This window comes from Devosia sp. MC521 (assembly GCF_014127105.1).
GTDB lineage: Bacteria > Pseudomonadota > Alphaproteobacteria > Rhizobiales > Devosiaceae > Devosia.
This window is the reverse complement of sequence record NZ_CP059902.1, coordinates 3,488,488-3,502,500: the sequence shown is the minus strand read 5'-3', so window position 1 is coordinate 3,502,500 and position 14,013 is coordinate 3,488,488. Positions and strand designations below refer to the sequence as shown.

The following is a 14,013-nucleotide window of genomic DNA, read 5'->3' as shown; positions in this document are numbered from 1 at the left end:
CGAGCTTGACGAAATAAGTGCCGATGATGGAGGTGACGACGCAAGCGCCGCCAATCGCAAGGGGCAGAATCATGCCAATGAGTTTGAACTGCTCCGGCAGGATGATGGCGGCAAGAACCATGGTAGCAACAATGGTCACTACATAGGTTTCAAAGAGATCAGCCGCCATGCCCGCGCAGTCGCCAACATTGTCGCCGACGTTATCAGCAATGGTCGCGGGGTTACGTGGATCATCTTCGGGAATGCCTGCTTCGACTTTACCCACCATGTCACCGCCAACGTCAGCACCCTTGGTGAAGATACCGCCGCCGAGACGCGCGAAGATCGAGATAAGCGAAGCGCCAAAGCTAAGGGCCACGAGGGCGTCAATGACCGTGCGGCTGGTTGGGGCAAAGCCCATCCCAGTCAGCAACATGAAATAGAGGGTGACACCGAGAAGGCCCAAACCTGCCACTAACATGCCGGTTACGGCACCCGATTTGAATGCCAGATCAAGGCCTTTGCTCAGGGAGCCTATAGCAGCCTGGGCAACACGCACGTTGGCACGAACGGATACATTCATACCGATGAATCCAGCCGCCCCGGACAGCACAGCCCCAATCAGAAAACCGATAGCGGCATAAGGGCCAAGCAAGAGCCAAGCAGCAATCAGGATGACTGCACCGACGATAGCAATCGTCGTGTATTGACGCTTGAGATAGGCGGAAGCGCCTTCTCGAACCGCCGCAGAAATTTCCTGCATACGCGCTGAGCCCGCGTCGGCTTTGAGCAAATTCTGTGTAGTTACAACGCCATAAATAATAGAAAGACCGCCGCTAATAACGATCAGCCAAAGTGCTAGACCCATTGATAGTCCCTCGATGTTTCCTCCAGGGACTCAACATGGAGGCGAGGTCTTTGCCTCGTTCACTTCCATACGAAATAGAGCCCCTTCCGCAACAAAGTTTAACTTTATTGTGAAGTTAGGCAATGGTGATGTGGACGTCTTTGGCGCAAAGTTACTTTGTGAGTGTTTCTAGCGCTTTAGATATGACTGTGGCGTCGCCAGCAATGGCTAAGGTCTTGAAACGCGCCGTGTCACCGGACACAAGTTTGATCGCTGACTTGGTCAGGTTTAGTTGTTTAGCGAGGAGAGCGATGACGGCAGCGTTTGCCTTGCCCTTGTCAGGGACCGCGCTGACGCGAAGCCGGAGACAGCAGCTACCGTCGTCGCGCGTCTCGGGACCATCTATGGCGTCGCGCCCGGCATTGGGCGTGACGCGGAGGTGTAGGGTGACGCCTGTAGCGGTCACCGAATAGAAATTAGAGGCCAGCGGCGATAACCCAGTTCACGACATACATGCCGATGAATTGCTGGATGAACATGATCAGCAGGAACACGACCAAAGGCGATAGGTCGAGGCCGTTCATGTTGGGTAGTAGGCGGCGGATCGGGCGCAGAACGGGCTCTGTGAGCTGGTTAAGGACCTGCCAGACCGAATAAACGAACTGGTTGCGCGTATTGATGACGTTAAATGAGATCAACCAGCTCATGATGATCATGGCAAGCATGACCCATTTGTAGAGGTCGAGCACAATGTTGATGACGCTAAGTAGCGCTAGCATGTCTTGCTCCTGATAGGTGCGCTTTATCTAGGTTGTGCCGCGCGCTGTCGCAAGGGATTTGGCCGCGTTTGCAGCAGAATGCATGCGACAAGATAAAAAGATCATGGGGTTCTGGGCCGCGACATCGACACAGAACCCCAAATGACTCACGAACCGGTACGCAAAACAAAAATTCCGGACATTTCAAATATTGCAGGAACCATGCCAAACTACGGATTGCCCGAAAACCTGCGTTAAAGATTAATGTCGAATTTATATGGGTCTAGAACCGGTATTTCATGCGTTGCAGAATGCAAATTCATTGCAGAATGCAATTTCATTTTGCGTTGGCGCTGGGCTTCCAGGTGACGACGCGGAAAATATAGAGCACGATCACGACGGCTAGAACGATGTAGCTCAGCGGATCGAGAAATACCTCGATGGCTTCGTAGTGTTCGTGCAAAATGTAGCCGGCGAGGGTGAGGAACGTGTTCCAGATGAGCGAGCCGATGGTGGAGGCCAAGAGAAAAATCCACAACGGCATGCGTGATAGACCTGCAGGAATGGAAATCAGCGTGCGGATCAGCGGGATAAGACGCCCGAACAGCACGATGAGCGGGCCATAGCGCTTGAACCAGACCACGGCGATGTCGATTTCATCGGCATTGAAGGCCATGAGACGACCGAACTTATCGGCCATCCAACGCACCCGGTCGAGGCCAAACAGGCGCCCAGCGAAGTACCATGGGAGCATGCCCACGACGGCTCCAAAGGTGGCGGTGATCAGCACGCCAGCGAGGCTGAGGTCACCATTGGCGGCGGCAAAGCCAGCAAATGGAATGATCAGCTCAGAGGGAATGGGGGGGAAGATGGATTCGGCCAACATGACGAGAAATATGCCGAGATAACCCAGCTCGGAAATGGTCTGGATGATCCAGTCAGTCATGCTCTTTTCGTCCTTACTCTGCAGGTGTCTGCTCGCGACCCTTTTCACTCGAGTATAGGGTAGACCTCAAGAAATGTTTTAGATGCGCACGCAAGGACAGCGTGCGGACCTTGGGTCTACCTGCGCGGGGCAACAAGAAGTTTCTGCCAGACGTACAAAAACAAAAATCCCCGCCGAAGCGGGGATTTTCTTATGTGTTCGCTAAGGGGATTAGCTAACCTTAGAAGCGCGGCTCATACGCTTACGATCGTTCGGATCCAGCCAGATTTTGCGCAGGCGGATCGACTTCGGGGTCACTTCCACATACTCGTCGTCGGCGATGTAACCGAGGGACTGTTCGAGCGTCAGCTTTTTCGGGGTCGTCAGACGAACGGCTTCGTCCTTCGAGGTCGTACGGATGTTGGTAAGCTGCTTGCCCTTGAGCGCGTTCACTTCAAGGTCGTTTTCGCGGCTGTGTTCGCCAACGATCATGCCTTCATAGATGTCGACGCCAGCGTCGATCATGATCGGCCCACGATCTTCCAGATTCCACAGAGCAAAGGCAACCGACTGGCCGGTACCGTTCGAAATCAGAACGCCGGTACGACGGGTTGGCAGTTCGCCCTTGAACGGAACGAAGGAGTGGAACAGGCGGTTGAAGATTGCCGTGCCGCGTGTGTCGGACAGAAGTTCAGCCTGGTAGCCAATCAGCGAGCGGGTCGGAACCAGCAGGATGATACGGGTACGGCCAACGCCGGACGGACGCATGTCGGTGAGTTCACCCTTGCGTTCGGTCAGCTTCTGGACGACTGCGCCAGTGTGCTCGTCATCAACGTCGATGATGACTTCTTCAATCGGCTCGAGCTTCTGGCCGTTTTCTTCCTTGAAGAGAACCTTCGGGCGACCAATGGTCAACTCGAAGCCTTCGCGGCGCATGTTTTCGATCAGAACCGCAAGCTGCAATTCGCCACGGCCAGCAACGTCAAAGCTGTCGTTGTCCTCGCCTGGAGTAACACGGATCGCGACGTTACCTTCAGCTTCACGCATCAGGCGTTCGCGGATCACGCGGGACTGAACCTTGTCGCCTTCACGACCGGCCAGCGGGCCGTCGTTGATGCGGAAAGTTACCGACAGGGTTGGAGGATCGATAGGCTTAGCGGCAAGTGGAGTGAGAATCTGTGGGACCGAAATCGTGTCGGCCACAGTGGTTGTCTCAAGACCTGCGATCGAGACGATGTCGCCTGCGACACCTTCATCGATTGGATTGCGCTCAAGGCCGCGGAAAGCGAGAACCTTGGATACACGGCCCTTTTCAACGATCTTGCCATCGCGGTTCAGCGCGTGGATTGGATCGCCGGCCTTGACCGAACCGGAATATACGCGGCCCGACAGAATGCGGCCGAGGAAGGGGTTGCGCTCGATAGTGGTGACGAGCATGCGGAACTGACCTTCTTCGACGGTCGGCTCTGGAACGTGTTCGATTACCTTGTCGAGAAGCGGTGCGAGGCTTTCGCGTGCGCCGTCGGGTTCATTAGCCATCCAGCCGAGCTTGGCTGCACCGTAGAGAACCGGGAAGTCGAGCTGTTCTGGGGTCGCGTCCAGCGCGATGAACAGATCGAAGATTTCTTCGAGAACTTCAAGGTGACGTTCGTCAGACTTGTCGATCTTGTTGATGGCAACGATCGGGCGCAGGCCCTGTGCAAGTGCCTTACCAAGTACGAACTTGGTCTGTGGCATTGGGCCTTCAGCCGCGTCAACGAGCAGTACCACGCCGTCCACCATGGACAGAATGCGTTCTACTTCGCCGCCGAAGTCGGCGTGGCCTGGGGTGTCAACGATGTTGATGCGAGTGTCATTCCAAACGAGCGAGGTGACCTTCGCCAGAATGGTAATGCCGCGTTCGCGCTCGATGTCGTTGCTGTCCATAGCGCGTTCTTCAACGCGTTCGTTTTCGCGGAAAACACCAGACTGCTTCAGGAGAACGTCGATCAAGGTCGTCTTGCCGTGGTCAACGTGAGCAATAATCGCGATATTGCGCAATTTCATATGTGGGTCAGCCTCAATTGGCATGATCCGCAAAACAGCCCCACCGAAGCGATCCGGCGAGCTGGCAAGGACAAACCATGCAGTATGAATGTGCCGGTCCAATGAGATAGGGTCCGGCAGGGTCGCGCGCTGAATATAGCAAAAGACGCATTTTCACAAGGTTGCAAAATGCATAGCCGCTGCCCGCATTTGCTGAAAAGTGTCCGTGTCTCGTCAGAAACTCAGATTTTTGACCGAGCGAGTGCGGCTTGGGCGAGTGCGGCGGCACTCTTCCACTGATAGCGCGCTAACGCCACATCGGGGCCATCGTCCTGCGGACGCGCGGTTTTCTCGATTATCCTGCCTTGCAGCTTCTCATAAAATGCAATCGCGCGGGTGTTTGCCGCAAGCGCGACCAAGTGAATTGGAACGGCTTGGCGGTCCAGAGGCAGCGCTGCAATTCCATCAATTAGCAAGGAGAGCCCCAACCCGCGTCCCTGATAGCTTGGAGCGATATAGAGGTGGTGGAGATATGTGCCGTGGTCCTGTTCGAGCTCAAGTTCGAAGAAAATGAAGCCGACCAGCTCATCGCCATTATCAGCGACCAGCAGTGTAAAGTTAGATGTCTGCGCGCCTTCGGCTAAGCGGCTGATCCAAAGCTGGGTCTTCTCCTTAGGGCGAACGACATCCAAATAGTGGTCGCTCATTATTCCCCTATAGGTGCTCGCGCCGACTTCAATATGGAGTTTAGTGATCTCTGCGCGGTCTGAAGCCTGAGCTGGGCGAATGAGAATAGTCATGAGCACGGTCTAGTGGGTTGCGTCAGCTGGGGGCGGTTAAGTCACAATGCTCAGTTTGTCTGAAAGTTCGAGGGGCGGATATCTTGCGAGAGAAGCAGGCTGGCCAGCGATTGGGCGGGTAGGGGTGGTGAGAACAGGAAGCCCTGCACTTCGGATACCCCTTGCTGGCGGACCAGAGATAACTGCTCCTCGGTCTCGATACCTTCCGCCGTTGTCTCCATCCCTAAGGCCCGACCAAGTCCGATAACCGCTGCAATAATAGCCTGGCTGTCGAGCCGGGTGGTCAGATCTGCCATGAATGAGCGGTCAATTTTTATTTTGTCGAACGGGAAGCTCCGCAAATAGCTGAGCGAGGAATAACCCGTGCCAAAGTCGTCCATCGAAATGCGCACGCCCATGGAGCGCAGCTCGTGAAGCGCCCGCATGGTGATTTCGCTATCGTTGAGAAGCAAGCTCTCTGTGATTTCCAGCTCTAGCCGCTCGGGCGAAAGCGTAGATTTTTCGAGTGCGTGCTTAACGTGGGCAACTAGATCCTTGTGTCGAAACTGCACCGGGGAGAGGTTGACGGCTACACGCACATTTGGCGGCCAGGTGGCCGCGGTGCGGCAGGCGTGCTCCAATACCCATTGCCCGATAGGGACAATCAATCCTGTGTCTTCGGCAACGGGTACAAATTCTGCTGGTGACACGGTGCGATCATCGTGGTCCCAGCGGAGAAGAACTTCGACGCAGGTGACCCGGTTTTCGGCTAGCCCAAACAAGGGTTGGAACATTAGGCGCAATTCATTGCGCTGCATGGCCATGCGTAGGCCTGCCTCAATCGACCGGCGCTGTTGCAAATCGGCGTCCATGCCGGTTTCAAAGAAACGATAGGTCGAGCGCCCTTCACTTTTGGCTTTATAGAGCGCTAAGTCGGCGTTCTTGACCAGTTGATCGGTGGCTGTACCATCGTTTGGGCCCACAGATATGCCCACCGATGCGCCGATTTCGATCAGCTGTCCCGCAATGTTCATCGGTGCGCTTAAGGCTTTAACGATACGCTCTGCAACGCGGGCCGCTGTGTCTGCGCTGTCGAGTGGCCGCAGGAGCAGCGCGAACTCATCACCGCCGAGGCGCGCGAGAATATCGGTTTCTCTTGTCGTACCCCACAGGCGTACGGCGGCCTGTTTGATCACCTCATCGCCCACGGCGTGGCCAAGCGTGTCGTTTACAACCTTGAAATTATCGAGGTCGATGTAGAGAACTGCAGCCATCTCGCCGCGTTGGAGGTCGGCCTCGGTCTTTTTCATCTGATCGAGAAATTCGATCCGGTTGGGAAGATCCGTCAGCGCGTCATGACGAGCTAGGTGCTGGATGCGCGCTTCAGCTTTGCGTTGCTCGGTGACGTCTTCATGTGTCGTAACAAAGCCTCCATCTTTCATCGGATGGTGTTGCATCAAGATGATGCGGCCATTCAGCTCGTGGACGGTTTTGCCGTATTCCCGACGTGCAATCACTTCTCGTCGCCAGGAAATATAGTCCTCACGGGTGTTACCGGAACTCATCCCGATGTCGAAAAGATGGCTCAGAATATCTTCAAGCTGGGTGCCAGGTTTCAAAAGTTCAACGGGCAAATTATAGATGCGCGCATAGGGTTCGTTGCAGATGATCAGGCGCCCTCTGGCATCCATCATCGAGAGCCCGATAGAAATATTGTTTACCGCAGCATCAAGGCGAATGTTTTGGCGCTCAAGCTCCAGTTTTCGCTTGTTCTGTGACGCTAAGCTGGCGATTTCATCGCTGATATCTTCGTGTGTGACCACCCAACCGAGTTTTGGGGAATAAACATGGGCCGTCTGGATGGTTCGGCCAGAGCTAAGGGTCTCGCGGTTTTTGTGACGGGTGCCTGATCGGTTGGACAACAACTCGTTTGTGTAGCTCTCGTAGAAAGCTTCTGCGCTCTGCCCGGGGTGGTTTCCCAGACGTGATGAGATGTACACCACATCCTCAAGTGTCATTCCGCGATGCAGGGCGTCAGGTGAAAAACCATAGAGGTTACGGTACTGCTCGTTCCACATCTCGAGCTTGAATTGTGAGGACCAAACACAAAAGCCGTAGGGAATGTTTTCGAGAGCTGCGTCAAGCAGCAAAGCTTCGGCAATGTCGCTTACTCGCGAAGCAGTCTTCGAAGCCATTACTTCCCCCTATGCCCTTATGGGCGTGTGAAAAAATAGCTGTCGCCACTTAACGGGCAATTAAGTGGAGATGTATTCGTTCTCTAGGCGTATCGAGCTGTGGGCTTTTTCCTGTTTGGTCCGGGGCTACAGAATAAAATGCTCTAAATTTTACTTTCATTTCTTGGGCGTTCGCTCGCTCGTTGTGCTCTTCAGTCAGGGTGCCGCCGCTATAAAGTTTGGCCTGTTGATTACATGGACCCTCGCACAAAATGACATCTGTCAAAGGGCGTGCCGGATTGGGGCGCTAGTCAGACAAGGCCATTGGTGCGATGGTTGTCACCGTCTATTGAGATTGTTCCGATGCCCAGCTTTATTCCAGACCTCTCCGTTATTTTAACTTTCGCACTGGCCGGCTTCGTTTTGGCGATTACGCCCGGCCCCGATATGGCGCTGTTTGTGTCGCGGACGATGAATTTTGGCAGGTCTCATGGTTTCGCCGCAGTGCTCGGGACAAGCACCGGCATTGCCGTGCACACCATGCTCGTAGCCTTCGGGATCTCAGTGCTTATTGTTGCCGCACCGACGGCCTTCTGGGTGCTTAAAATAGTGGGCGCGCTCTATCTGGTTTGGCTCTCCATACAAGCTGTTCGGTCGGGCGGTGGCCTGTTGGTCTCGCGGGAAGGCGGTAAGCAACCAAGTCTCTTTCAAAGCTATCTCACAGGACTTGCCATCAATCTTACAAACCCCAAGGTGGCGTTGTTTTTCGTGACCTTCCTGCCTCAGTTCGTTTCGGCGGAAGATCCTGCGGTGGCGCAAAAGCTGGTCTTTCTCGGTGTGGAGTTCATCCTCGTGTCTATTCCGGTGGTTGTGGGCACAGTTCTGTTTGCCGAGTGGCTGACTGTGACGCTGCGTGATAATCAGTGGGTCTCAAAAGCTCTGAACTGGAGCTTTGCGGCTGTCTTCATTGGTTTTGCCGCGACCATTCTTTTCGCCGAAGGCCGTAAATAGGTTTTTGGTTTCGGAACCGAGATGAACTATCGCCACGCCTTTCACGCCGGCAATTTCGCCGATGTGGTCAAACACATAATTCTCACCCGTATTCTGGCTTACCTTTTGCGCAAGGAGGCGCCGTTTCGCGTGATCGATACCCATGCAGGGATCGGTATGTATGACCTCTATGGCGATCAAGCCGAGCGCACGGGTGAGTGGCAGGATGGAATTTCGCGCCTGGTTGAGCGAGATCTCCCTCCTTCGGTGGGCGACATACTGGCGCCCTATCTGGATGCGGTGAAAGCCCAGAATGAAGGCGGAGAGTTGCGGTATTATCCCGGCTCGCCCTTCATCACCCGGCACATGCTGCGCAAGCAGGACCGGCTTATGGCGCTGGAGTTGCATCCCAAGGATGTTGAATCGCTGCGCGAAAACTTTGCCGGAGATTTTCAGACCCGCGTCACCCATCTCGACGCTTGGGCTGCAATGGGCACCCATGTGCCGCCGAAGGAGAATCGCGGCTTAGTGCTGGTCGATCCGCCATTTGAAGAAAAGGGCGAGTTCAACCGAATGGCGCAGGGCTTGGCCAAGGCGTATAAGCGCTGGCCTGGCGGAACCTACGCTTTTTGGTATCCGATCAAGGATGTTTCAGAGGTCGACACTTACGTGAAGGCGCTTAAGGCGACCGGCATTAAGAAAATTTTGCGCCTTGAGATGACCATTCGCCCAGCATCCGAGCCGCCGCGCCTCCATGGCACGGGAATGATCGTTGTGAACCCGCCCTATGTGCTGGAAGAGGAAATGCGCGCCGTGCTGCCGTTTGTAGCCGACACGCTCGGCGTGGATGGACAAGGTAAATGGCTCGTGGAGTGGATCGCCGGCGAATAGCTAGCGTCGCGCTCGCGTTTGACGGGTGGGAGCGTGGAACATTGGCGGTTTGGTTTGCACCCAGACAATAAACTTTGCCATTTCGGGATCGGCTTTGAGGCGCTCAACATCGTTCAGGTGTTGAGCAATCTCGCTTTCCGAGAATCGGGCGTGAATGGCGCTGTGGCAAATCTGATGCAGGTGAACCGTTCCCATATGCGTCCCGCCCTTGAGTCGCGGCGTCAAATGATGGCGGCTGGATTTTGCGTCTGTGGGAATGGGTCGACCGCATAAGGGGCAGTCAGAGAGTGCGCGGGCGGCGGCGGTTTCTTCCGCCGCCCGGATAGCGCGTTCGACGCTACGCGCCGAAGGCCTCTTCAATTCTAGTAGATGCCAGCAAGAGCATCGCGGTCCTTCTTGGACAGGCGTTCGCTCTCGGACTTGAGCTGGCCGCAGGCGGCGAAAATATCGCGACCGCGTGGGGTGCGGACAGGGGAGGCATAGCCTGCTTTGTTGACGATATCAGCGAAACGCTCGATGCGGCTTGATGGCGATGTGCCATAGTTCGAACCCGGCCAGGGGTTGAACGGGATCAGATTGATCTTCGCTGGAATGCCTGCGAGTAGGCGCACAAGCTCCTTTGCTTCAGCGTCGCTGTCATTGATGCCGTCGAGCATCACATATTCGAAGGTGATGCGGCGGGCGTTCGATACACCGGGGTAGTTGCGGCAGGCGTCGAGCAGGTCCTTGATCGGCCACTTCTTATTGATCGGCACCAGCACGTCGCGCAGATCATCGCGCACCGCGTGCAGCGAAATGGCGAGCATGACGTCGATTTCCGAGCCGGTACGCTCAATGTTTGGCACGACGCCCGAGGTCGACAGCGTGATGCGGCGCTTGGAGATGGACATGCCATCGCCAGCCGAGGCGATCAGCAGCGCCTGCTTAACATTGTCGAAATTGTAGAGCGGCTCGCCCATGCCCATCATCACAATATTAGTGATGGCGCGGCTTTCGCCGCCCGGCACAAGGCCGCCGTCATCAGGGCGCGAACCGCCTGGGAAGTCGCCAAGGCGCTCGCGGGCCATGAGGATCTGCCCGAGGATTTCGCCAGCGGTGAGGTTGCGCACCAGCTTCTGCGTGCCAGTGTGGCAGAAGGAGCAGGTGAGGGTGCAGCCAACCTGCGACGAGACGCAAAGCGTGCCGCGGTCAGATTCTGGGATGTAGACGGTTTCGACTTCAACCGGCGGGTAGTTTGGGTTGGCCGGATCGCGGAAGCGGAACAGCCACTTGCGTGTGCCGTCGCTGGACACCTGTTCCGAGGCGATCTCGGGACGGTCGAGAATAAAAGTATCGGCTAGCTTCTGACGGACGGGCTTGGCCACATTGGTCATGCGGTCAAAGTCAGTGACGCCGTTGACATAGAGCCAGTTCCACAACTGGCTTGAGCGCATGCGCGCTTCCTTGTCGGTCGCAATACCTTCAGCCGTCAGCGCCTCGGCCAACTGTGCTTTAGAGAGACCGATCAGAGACGGGCGTGCCGCCACAGCTGGGCGGACGGCAGTCGAATGGTCAAGGTTCAGCGCAATGGTCATGGGGCGCAACGGTGCTCGATAATGCGGGAAAGTGGCTGGGCAATAGCATATAGGGACGCAAAGCGCAAAGTCACGCTGCTGCGAACCCGGTCTGCATAAACTGGGAAGCTAGATTATCGGCTCAACAGAGGTTTTAGCACTCTGCGCCGACGGCCTGCTGGGCCGCGGTGGCGCCGGAGAGCGAATAGTTCTGAATAACGCTTGTGCCGTCTGCCGCGGTTCCTGTGACAGAAAGACTGGAGCCGCTGCGAATAGCGGCTGCCAAATTGGCGGCCTGCCCGGCGTCATCCAGCCAAGCGGCATCGCCCTGCGTAAACAGCGCAAAATTCTGGCCGCCGATTGAAACGCTCGCCGATGACCCTGTTTGGAAAGTGTATCCCGCAACAAGGTTAAATTCGTTGGTGACATCTTCGCCTGGGCGGCTCGAGATGTAGAGATACGCTTCGCCCGATACAGCGCTCGCCGGATCACTGGACTTCGGCTTGGTCATTGCAAAGCAAACTTTAGTCGATCCATCACCTGCCGCAAAGCTCGACCAATCGCGGAAATCTCCAAGAACACGGGCAGATTGGGCCTGTGCTGGCGCTAGAGCGGCCAAAGAAATCGCGAGTGTGAGCGTCAGGACGGTGGGGACACGGATCATGGATAGTCTGCTCTCTGACGAATAAAATGGCGACAGCGGGCCAAAGGGTCCGCTATCAGTTATGGCGTTAAACAGCCGCGCTTCAAGCCTTTACTTGCAGGCTGCGTCGATCGCATTGACCGCTGCGGTAGCGCCGGAGAGCGAATAGGTGTCTACCGTATTGGTGCCGCGCTGGCTGGTGCCGCGCACGGTCATATTGCTACCCGCCTTAAACGCTTGAACGAAGCCTGGCTCATCGCTCGCCGAAGCCAGCCATGCCGTTGAGCCCCGAGCCGCCATCACATAGGTCTTACCGTCGATGGACACTGAAGCTTTCGCGTCGCTGGAATTGTACGGATAGCCGATCTGCGTCTGGACCTCGTTCTTCGATCCCATGCCCTTGCGATGGACAATCATGAACTTGATCGGATCGCGATTTGCGCCCGCTGGTTCGCTCGACTGTGGCTCGCCAATAATGAAGCAAAGCTGGCCGCTCTGGTCAGACGCCGTAAAGGCGGACCACGCGTTGAAGGTCCCCAGTTCCGTGGCCTGCTGTGCCTGTGCGGCCGGGGCGAGAGCCATGACTGCTGCGACCGCGAGCCCAAACATCAGGCCACCGGTTTTCCTCGTCATTGCCAATTCTTCCTCTTGTTCTGCTGTCGTTCGTACCTGTCGCTGCCCGCCCAGCATGGCCCGAACATGGTTACCAAGGTGTCAAAACCCGTCCGCTTTCCGGGTATTTACATCAAATGAAAGGCAATCGCGGCGGCAATTGGGCGTGAGCGCAAGTTCACGCTTTGGTTTGCGATAGAACGGTTAAGGCATTGCTAATGGCGCGATGCTGTTACGTCTGCGCCGAAAGCGGGAAACTCTCCTCAACAACATAGGGTCCCCCACCAACGGAATCACGGCTGGAATAGAGAACGAACTGGGTCGGTGTGAAGCGCAAAGGCTCGAAAACCGGGGCCTCAGAGAGAAAACGCGCTACGTCATCTGATGATGCACCCCGCAGTCTGGCCAGCGTCACATGCGGTACGAATTTGCGGCCTTCTGGGGCGATGCCGGCTTGCTGGATCACGCGCTCGTGTGCAGCTTGCAGTCGATTGAGCCCATCGGAGGGCTCGACTGCCGCATAAAGTGCGCGCGGCTTGTCGCCACCAAAACTCTCGATTTGAGTCAAGCGAAGGTCAAAACGCACAGTCTTGGATAGGCGCTCAAGATTATCAACGATGTCGTTGGCTGTTGGGGCGTCAACGTCACCGATAAAGCGCAATGTGATGTGATAGTCGCTTGGTTCTATCCATCTGGCTCCGTGCAGGCCGCCGCGCTTGAGTGAAAGTGCAAAGCCGATGTCGCGTGGTATTTCGATACCAGTAAAGAGCCGGGGCATAAACACCTCCCTGCCAAGGATCAGTCAGACCAGTCTACCCTAGGCAGAAACGCATTTTGTGGCCAGTCGCTGAGCCAAAAAGATCGTTTGTTCTTGTCAGAAACCAGTCGTGCCCCCATATTCCATTACAAGTGGCAATGCCAATTGTCCTCTGCGGTGAATGCATCGCATTGATATCGGGAAAGGAAACCTGAATGGCTGAATATGACCGTCAGACCCTCGGTGCGCGGGCCGGCTCGGCCTTGGCCATCGATGAGGGCCTTCGCAGCTACATGCTCAAGGTCTATAATTACATGGGCCTTGGCCTCGTAATTACTGGTCTTGTTGCGTTTTTCGCGTCACAAGCTGCTGTGACCGCCGACCCATCTAGCGCTGTTGCTCAGCTTGGTAATGGCCAGTATCTGACCAACTGGGGTGGACTTCTCTTCACCAGTCCTCTGGCTTGGGTGATCATGCTTGCTCCTCTCGGGTTTGTGCTTGTGCTGAGCTTCGGCATCAACAAGCTTTCCGTTCCGGCAGCTCAGGGCGTGTTCTGGGCCTTTGCCGCGATCATGGGCTTGTCGCTGTCGTCGATCTTCCTCGTTTATACCGGCGCCTCGATCGCTAAGGTGTTCTTCATCACCGCCGCCACCTTCGGCGCGATGAGCCTTTATGGTTACACAACCAAGCGTGACCTGACCGGCATGGGCAATTTCCTGATGATGGGCCTGATCGGCATCATCATCGCGTCGATCGTCAACATCTTCATGCAGTCGAGCATGATGGACTTCATCATCTCGGTGGTTGGTGTACTGATCTTCACTGGTCTGACCGCCTATGACACCCAGAAGATCAAGGAAAGCTACTCGGCATCCTTTGGTGCAGACGTGATGGCAAAGAACGCCATTATGGGCGCGCTGAGCCTCTACATGGACTTCATCAACCTGTTCATGATGCTGCTCCGCCTGTTCGGCAACCGCGAGTAGTCAGAAACCGTCGTGTGATTGGTAAAATCACGCGAATTGGTTGGACGAAAAATCAGGCCGCAGTCTAAAAAGACTGCGGCCTTTTCATTTTCGG

The 14,013-nt window shown here is 55.7% G+C and carries 15 protein-coding genes (1 of these 15 only partly in view); 3 read left to right on the top strand and 12 right to left on the bottom strand.

The window, feature by feature from the left end; all coding sequences use genetic code 11:
• From H4N61_RS16885 to H4N61_RS16855, 7 genes are all read right to left on the bottom strand, one after another.
• On the bottom strand, positions 1-847 hold the start of the coding sequence (locus tag H4N61_RS16885; protein ID WP_182394536.1) for a sodium-translocating pyrophosphatase. The gene continues 1,268 nt to the left of window position 1, outside the view; 847 of the gene's 2,115 nt are visible here — the first part of the coding sequence; the start codon lies at positions 845-847; the stop codon falls past the left edge of the window.
• A gap of 151 nt (positions 848-998) precedes the next feature.
• Positions 999-1,292 carry a DUF167 family protein gene (locus H4N61_RS16880; RefSeq protein ID WP_169196585.1) on the bottom strand — a complete coding sequence of 98 codons (294 nt, stop codon included), beginning with the start codon at positions 1,290-1,292 and terminating at the stop codon, positions 999-1,001.
• A gap of 10 nt (positions 1,293-1,302) precedes the next feature.
• Positions 1,303-1,605 (bottom strand): YggT family protein, encoded by a 303-nt coding sequence (locus H4N61_RS16875; protein WP_169196584.1) that lies wholly within the window; start codon positions 1,603-1,605, stop codon positions 1,303-1,305.
• A gap of 316 nt (positions 1,606-1,921) precedes the next feature.
• Positions 1,922-2,530: a DedA family protein gene (locus H4N61_RS16870; protein ID WP_182394535.1), complete on the bottom strand. Its 609-nt coding sequence runs from the start codon at positions 2,528-2,530 to the stop codon at positions 1,922-1,924.
• A 210-nt stretch (positions 2,531-2,740) separates the two neighbouring features.
• Positions 2,741-4,555: a translational GTPase TypA gene (typA, locus tag H4N61_RS16865; protein WP_169196593.1), complete on the bottom strand. Its 1,815-nt coding sequence runs from the start codon at positions 4,553-4,555 to the stop codon at positions 2,741-2,743.
• Positions 4,556-4,776: 221 nt separating this feature from the next.
• A complete protein-coding gene (locus H4N61_RS16860) occupies positions 4,777-5,334 on the bottom strand; it encodes a GNAT family N-acetyltransferase (protein WP_182394534.1) in 558 nt (185 codons plus the stop codon).
• 50 nt (positions 5,335-5,384) lie between these two features.
• A complete protein-coding gene (locus H4N61_RS16855) occupies positions 5,385-7,508 on the bottom strand; it encodes an EAL domain-containing protein (RefSeq protein WP_182394533.1) in 2,124 nt (707 codons plus the stop codon).
• A 342-nt stretch (positions 7,509-7,850) separates the two neighbouring features.
• On the opposite strand from H4N61_RS16855, the gene H4N61_RS16850 reads away from it, so the two are divergent.
• Positions 7,851-8,498, top strand: a complete 648-nt coding sequence (locus H4N61_RS16850) for a LysE family translocator (protein WP_182394532.1) — start codon at positions 7,851-7,853, stop codon at positions 8,496-8,498.
• A gap of 21 nt (positions 8,499-8,519) precedes the next feature.
• Positions 8,520-9,368: a 23S rRNA (adenine(2030)-N(6))-methyltransferase RlmJ gene (locus tag H4N61_RS16845; RefSeq protein ID WP_169196580.1), complete on the top strand. Its 849-nt coding sequence runs from the start codon at positions 8,520-8,522 to the stop codon at positions 9,366-9,368.
• Here H4N61_RS16845 and H4N61_RS18410 read toward each other — a convergent pair whose 3' ends face one another.
• The 5 genes from H4N61_RS18410 to thpR form a co-directional block, all read right to left on the bottom strand.
• Positions 9,369-9,692: a restriction endonuclease gene (locus tag H4N61_RS18410; protein ID WP_169196592.1), complete on the bottom strand. Its 324-nt coding sequence runs from the start codon at positions 9,690-9,692 to the stop codon at positions 9,369-9,371.
• A gap of 38 nt (positions 9,693-9,730) precedes the next feature.
• A complete protein-coding gene (gene rlmN / locus H4N61_RS16840; RefSeq protein WP_169196579.1) occupies positions 9,731-10,942 on the bottom strand; it encodes a 23S rRNA (adenine(2503)-C(2))-methyltransferase RlmN in 1,212 nt (403 codons plus the stop codon).
• 133 nt (positions 10,943-11,075) lie between these two features.
• Positions 11,076-11,585 carry an invasion associated locus B family protein gene (locus tag H4N61_RS16835; protein WP_169196578.1) on the bottom strand — a complete coding sequence of 170 codons (510 nt, stop codon included), beginning with the start codon at positions 11,583-11,585 and terminating at the stop codon, positions 11,076-11,078.
• A 90-nt stretch (positions 11,586-11,675) separates the two neighbouring features.
• On the bottom strand, positions 11,676-12,197 hold the full coding sequence (locus H4N61_RS16830; RefSeq protein WP_169196577.1) for an invasion associated locus B family protein: 522 nt from the start codon (positions 12,195-12,197) through the stop codon (positions 11,676-11,678).
• A gap of 211 nt (positions 12,198-12,408) precedes the next feature.
• On the bottom strand, positions 12,409-12,954 hold the full coding sequence (thpR, locus tag H4N61_RS16825; protein WP_182394531.1) for an RNA 2',3'-cyclic phosphodiesterase: 546 nt from the start codon (positions 12,952-12,954) through the stop codon (positions 12,409-12,411).
• 194 nt (positions 12,955-13,148) lie between these two features.
• Here thpR and H4N61_RS16820 point away from each other — a divergent pair, with 194 nt between their 5' ends.
• Positions 13,149-13,919 carry a Bax inhibitor-1/YccA family protein gene (locus H4N61_RS16820; protein ID WP_169196575.1) on the top strand — a complete coding sequence of 257 codons (771 nt, stop codon included), beginning with the start codon at positions 13,149-13,151 and terminating at the stop codon, positions 13,917-13,919.
• Positions 13,920-14,013: the final 94 nt, after the last annotated feature.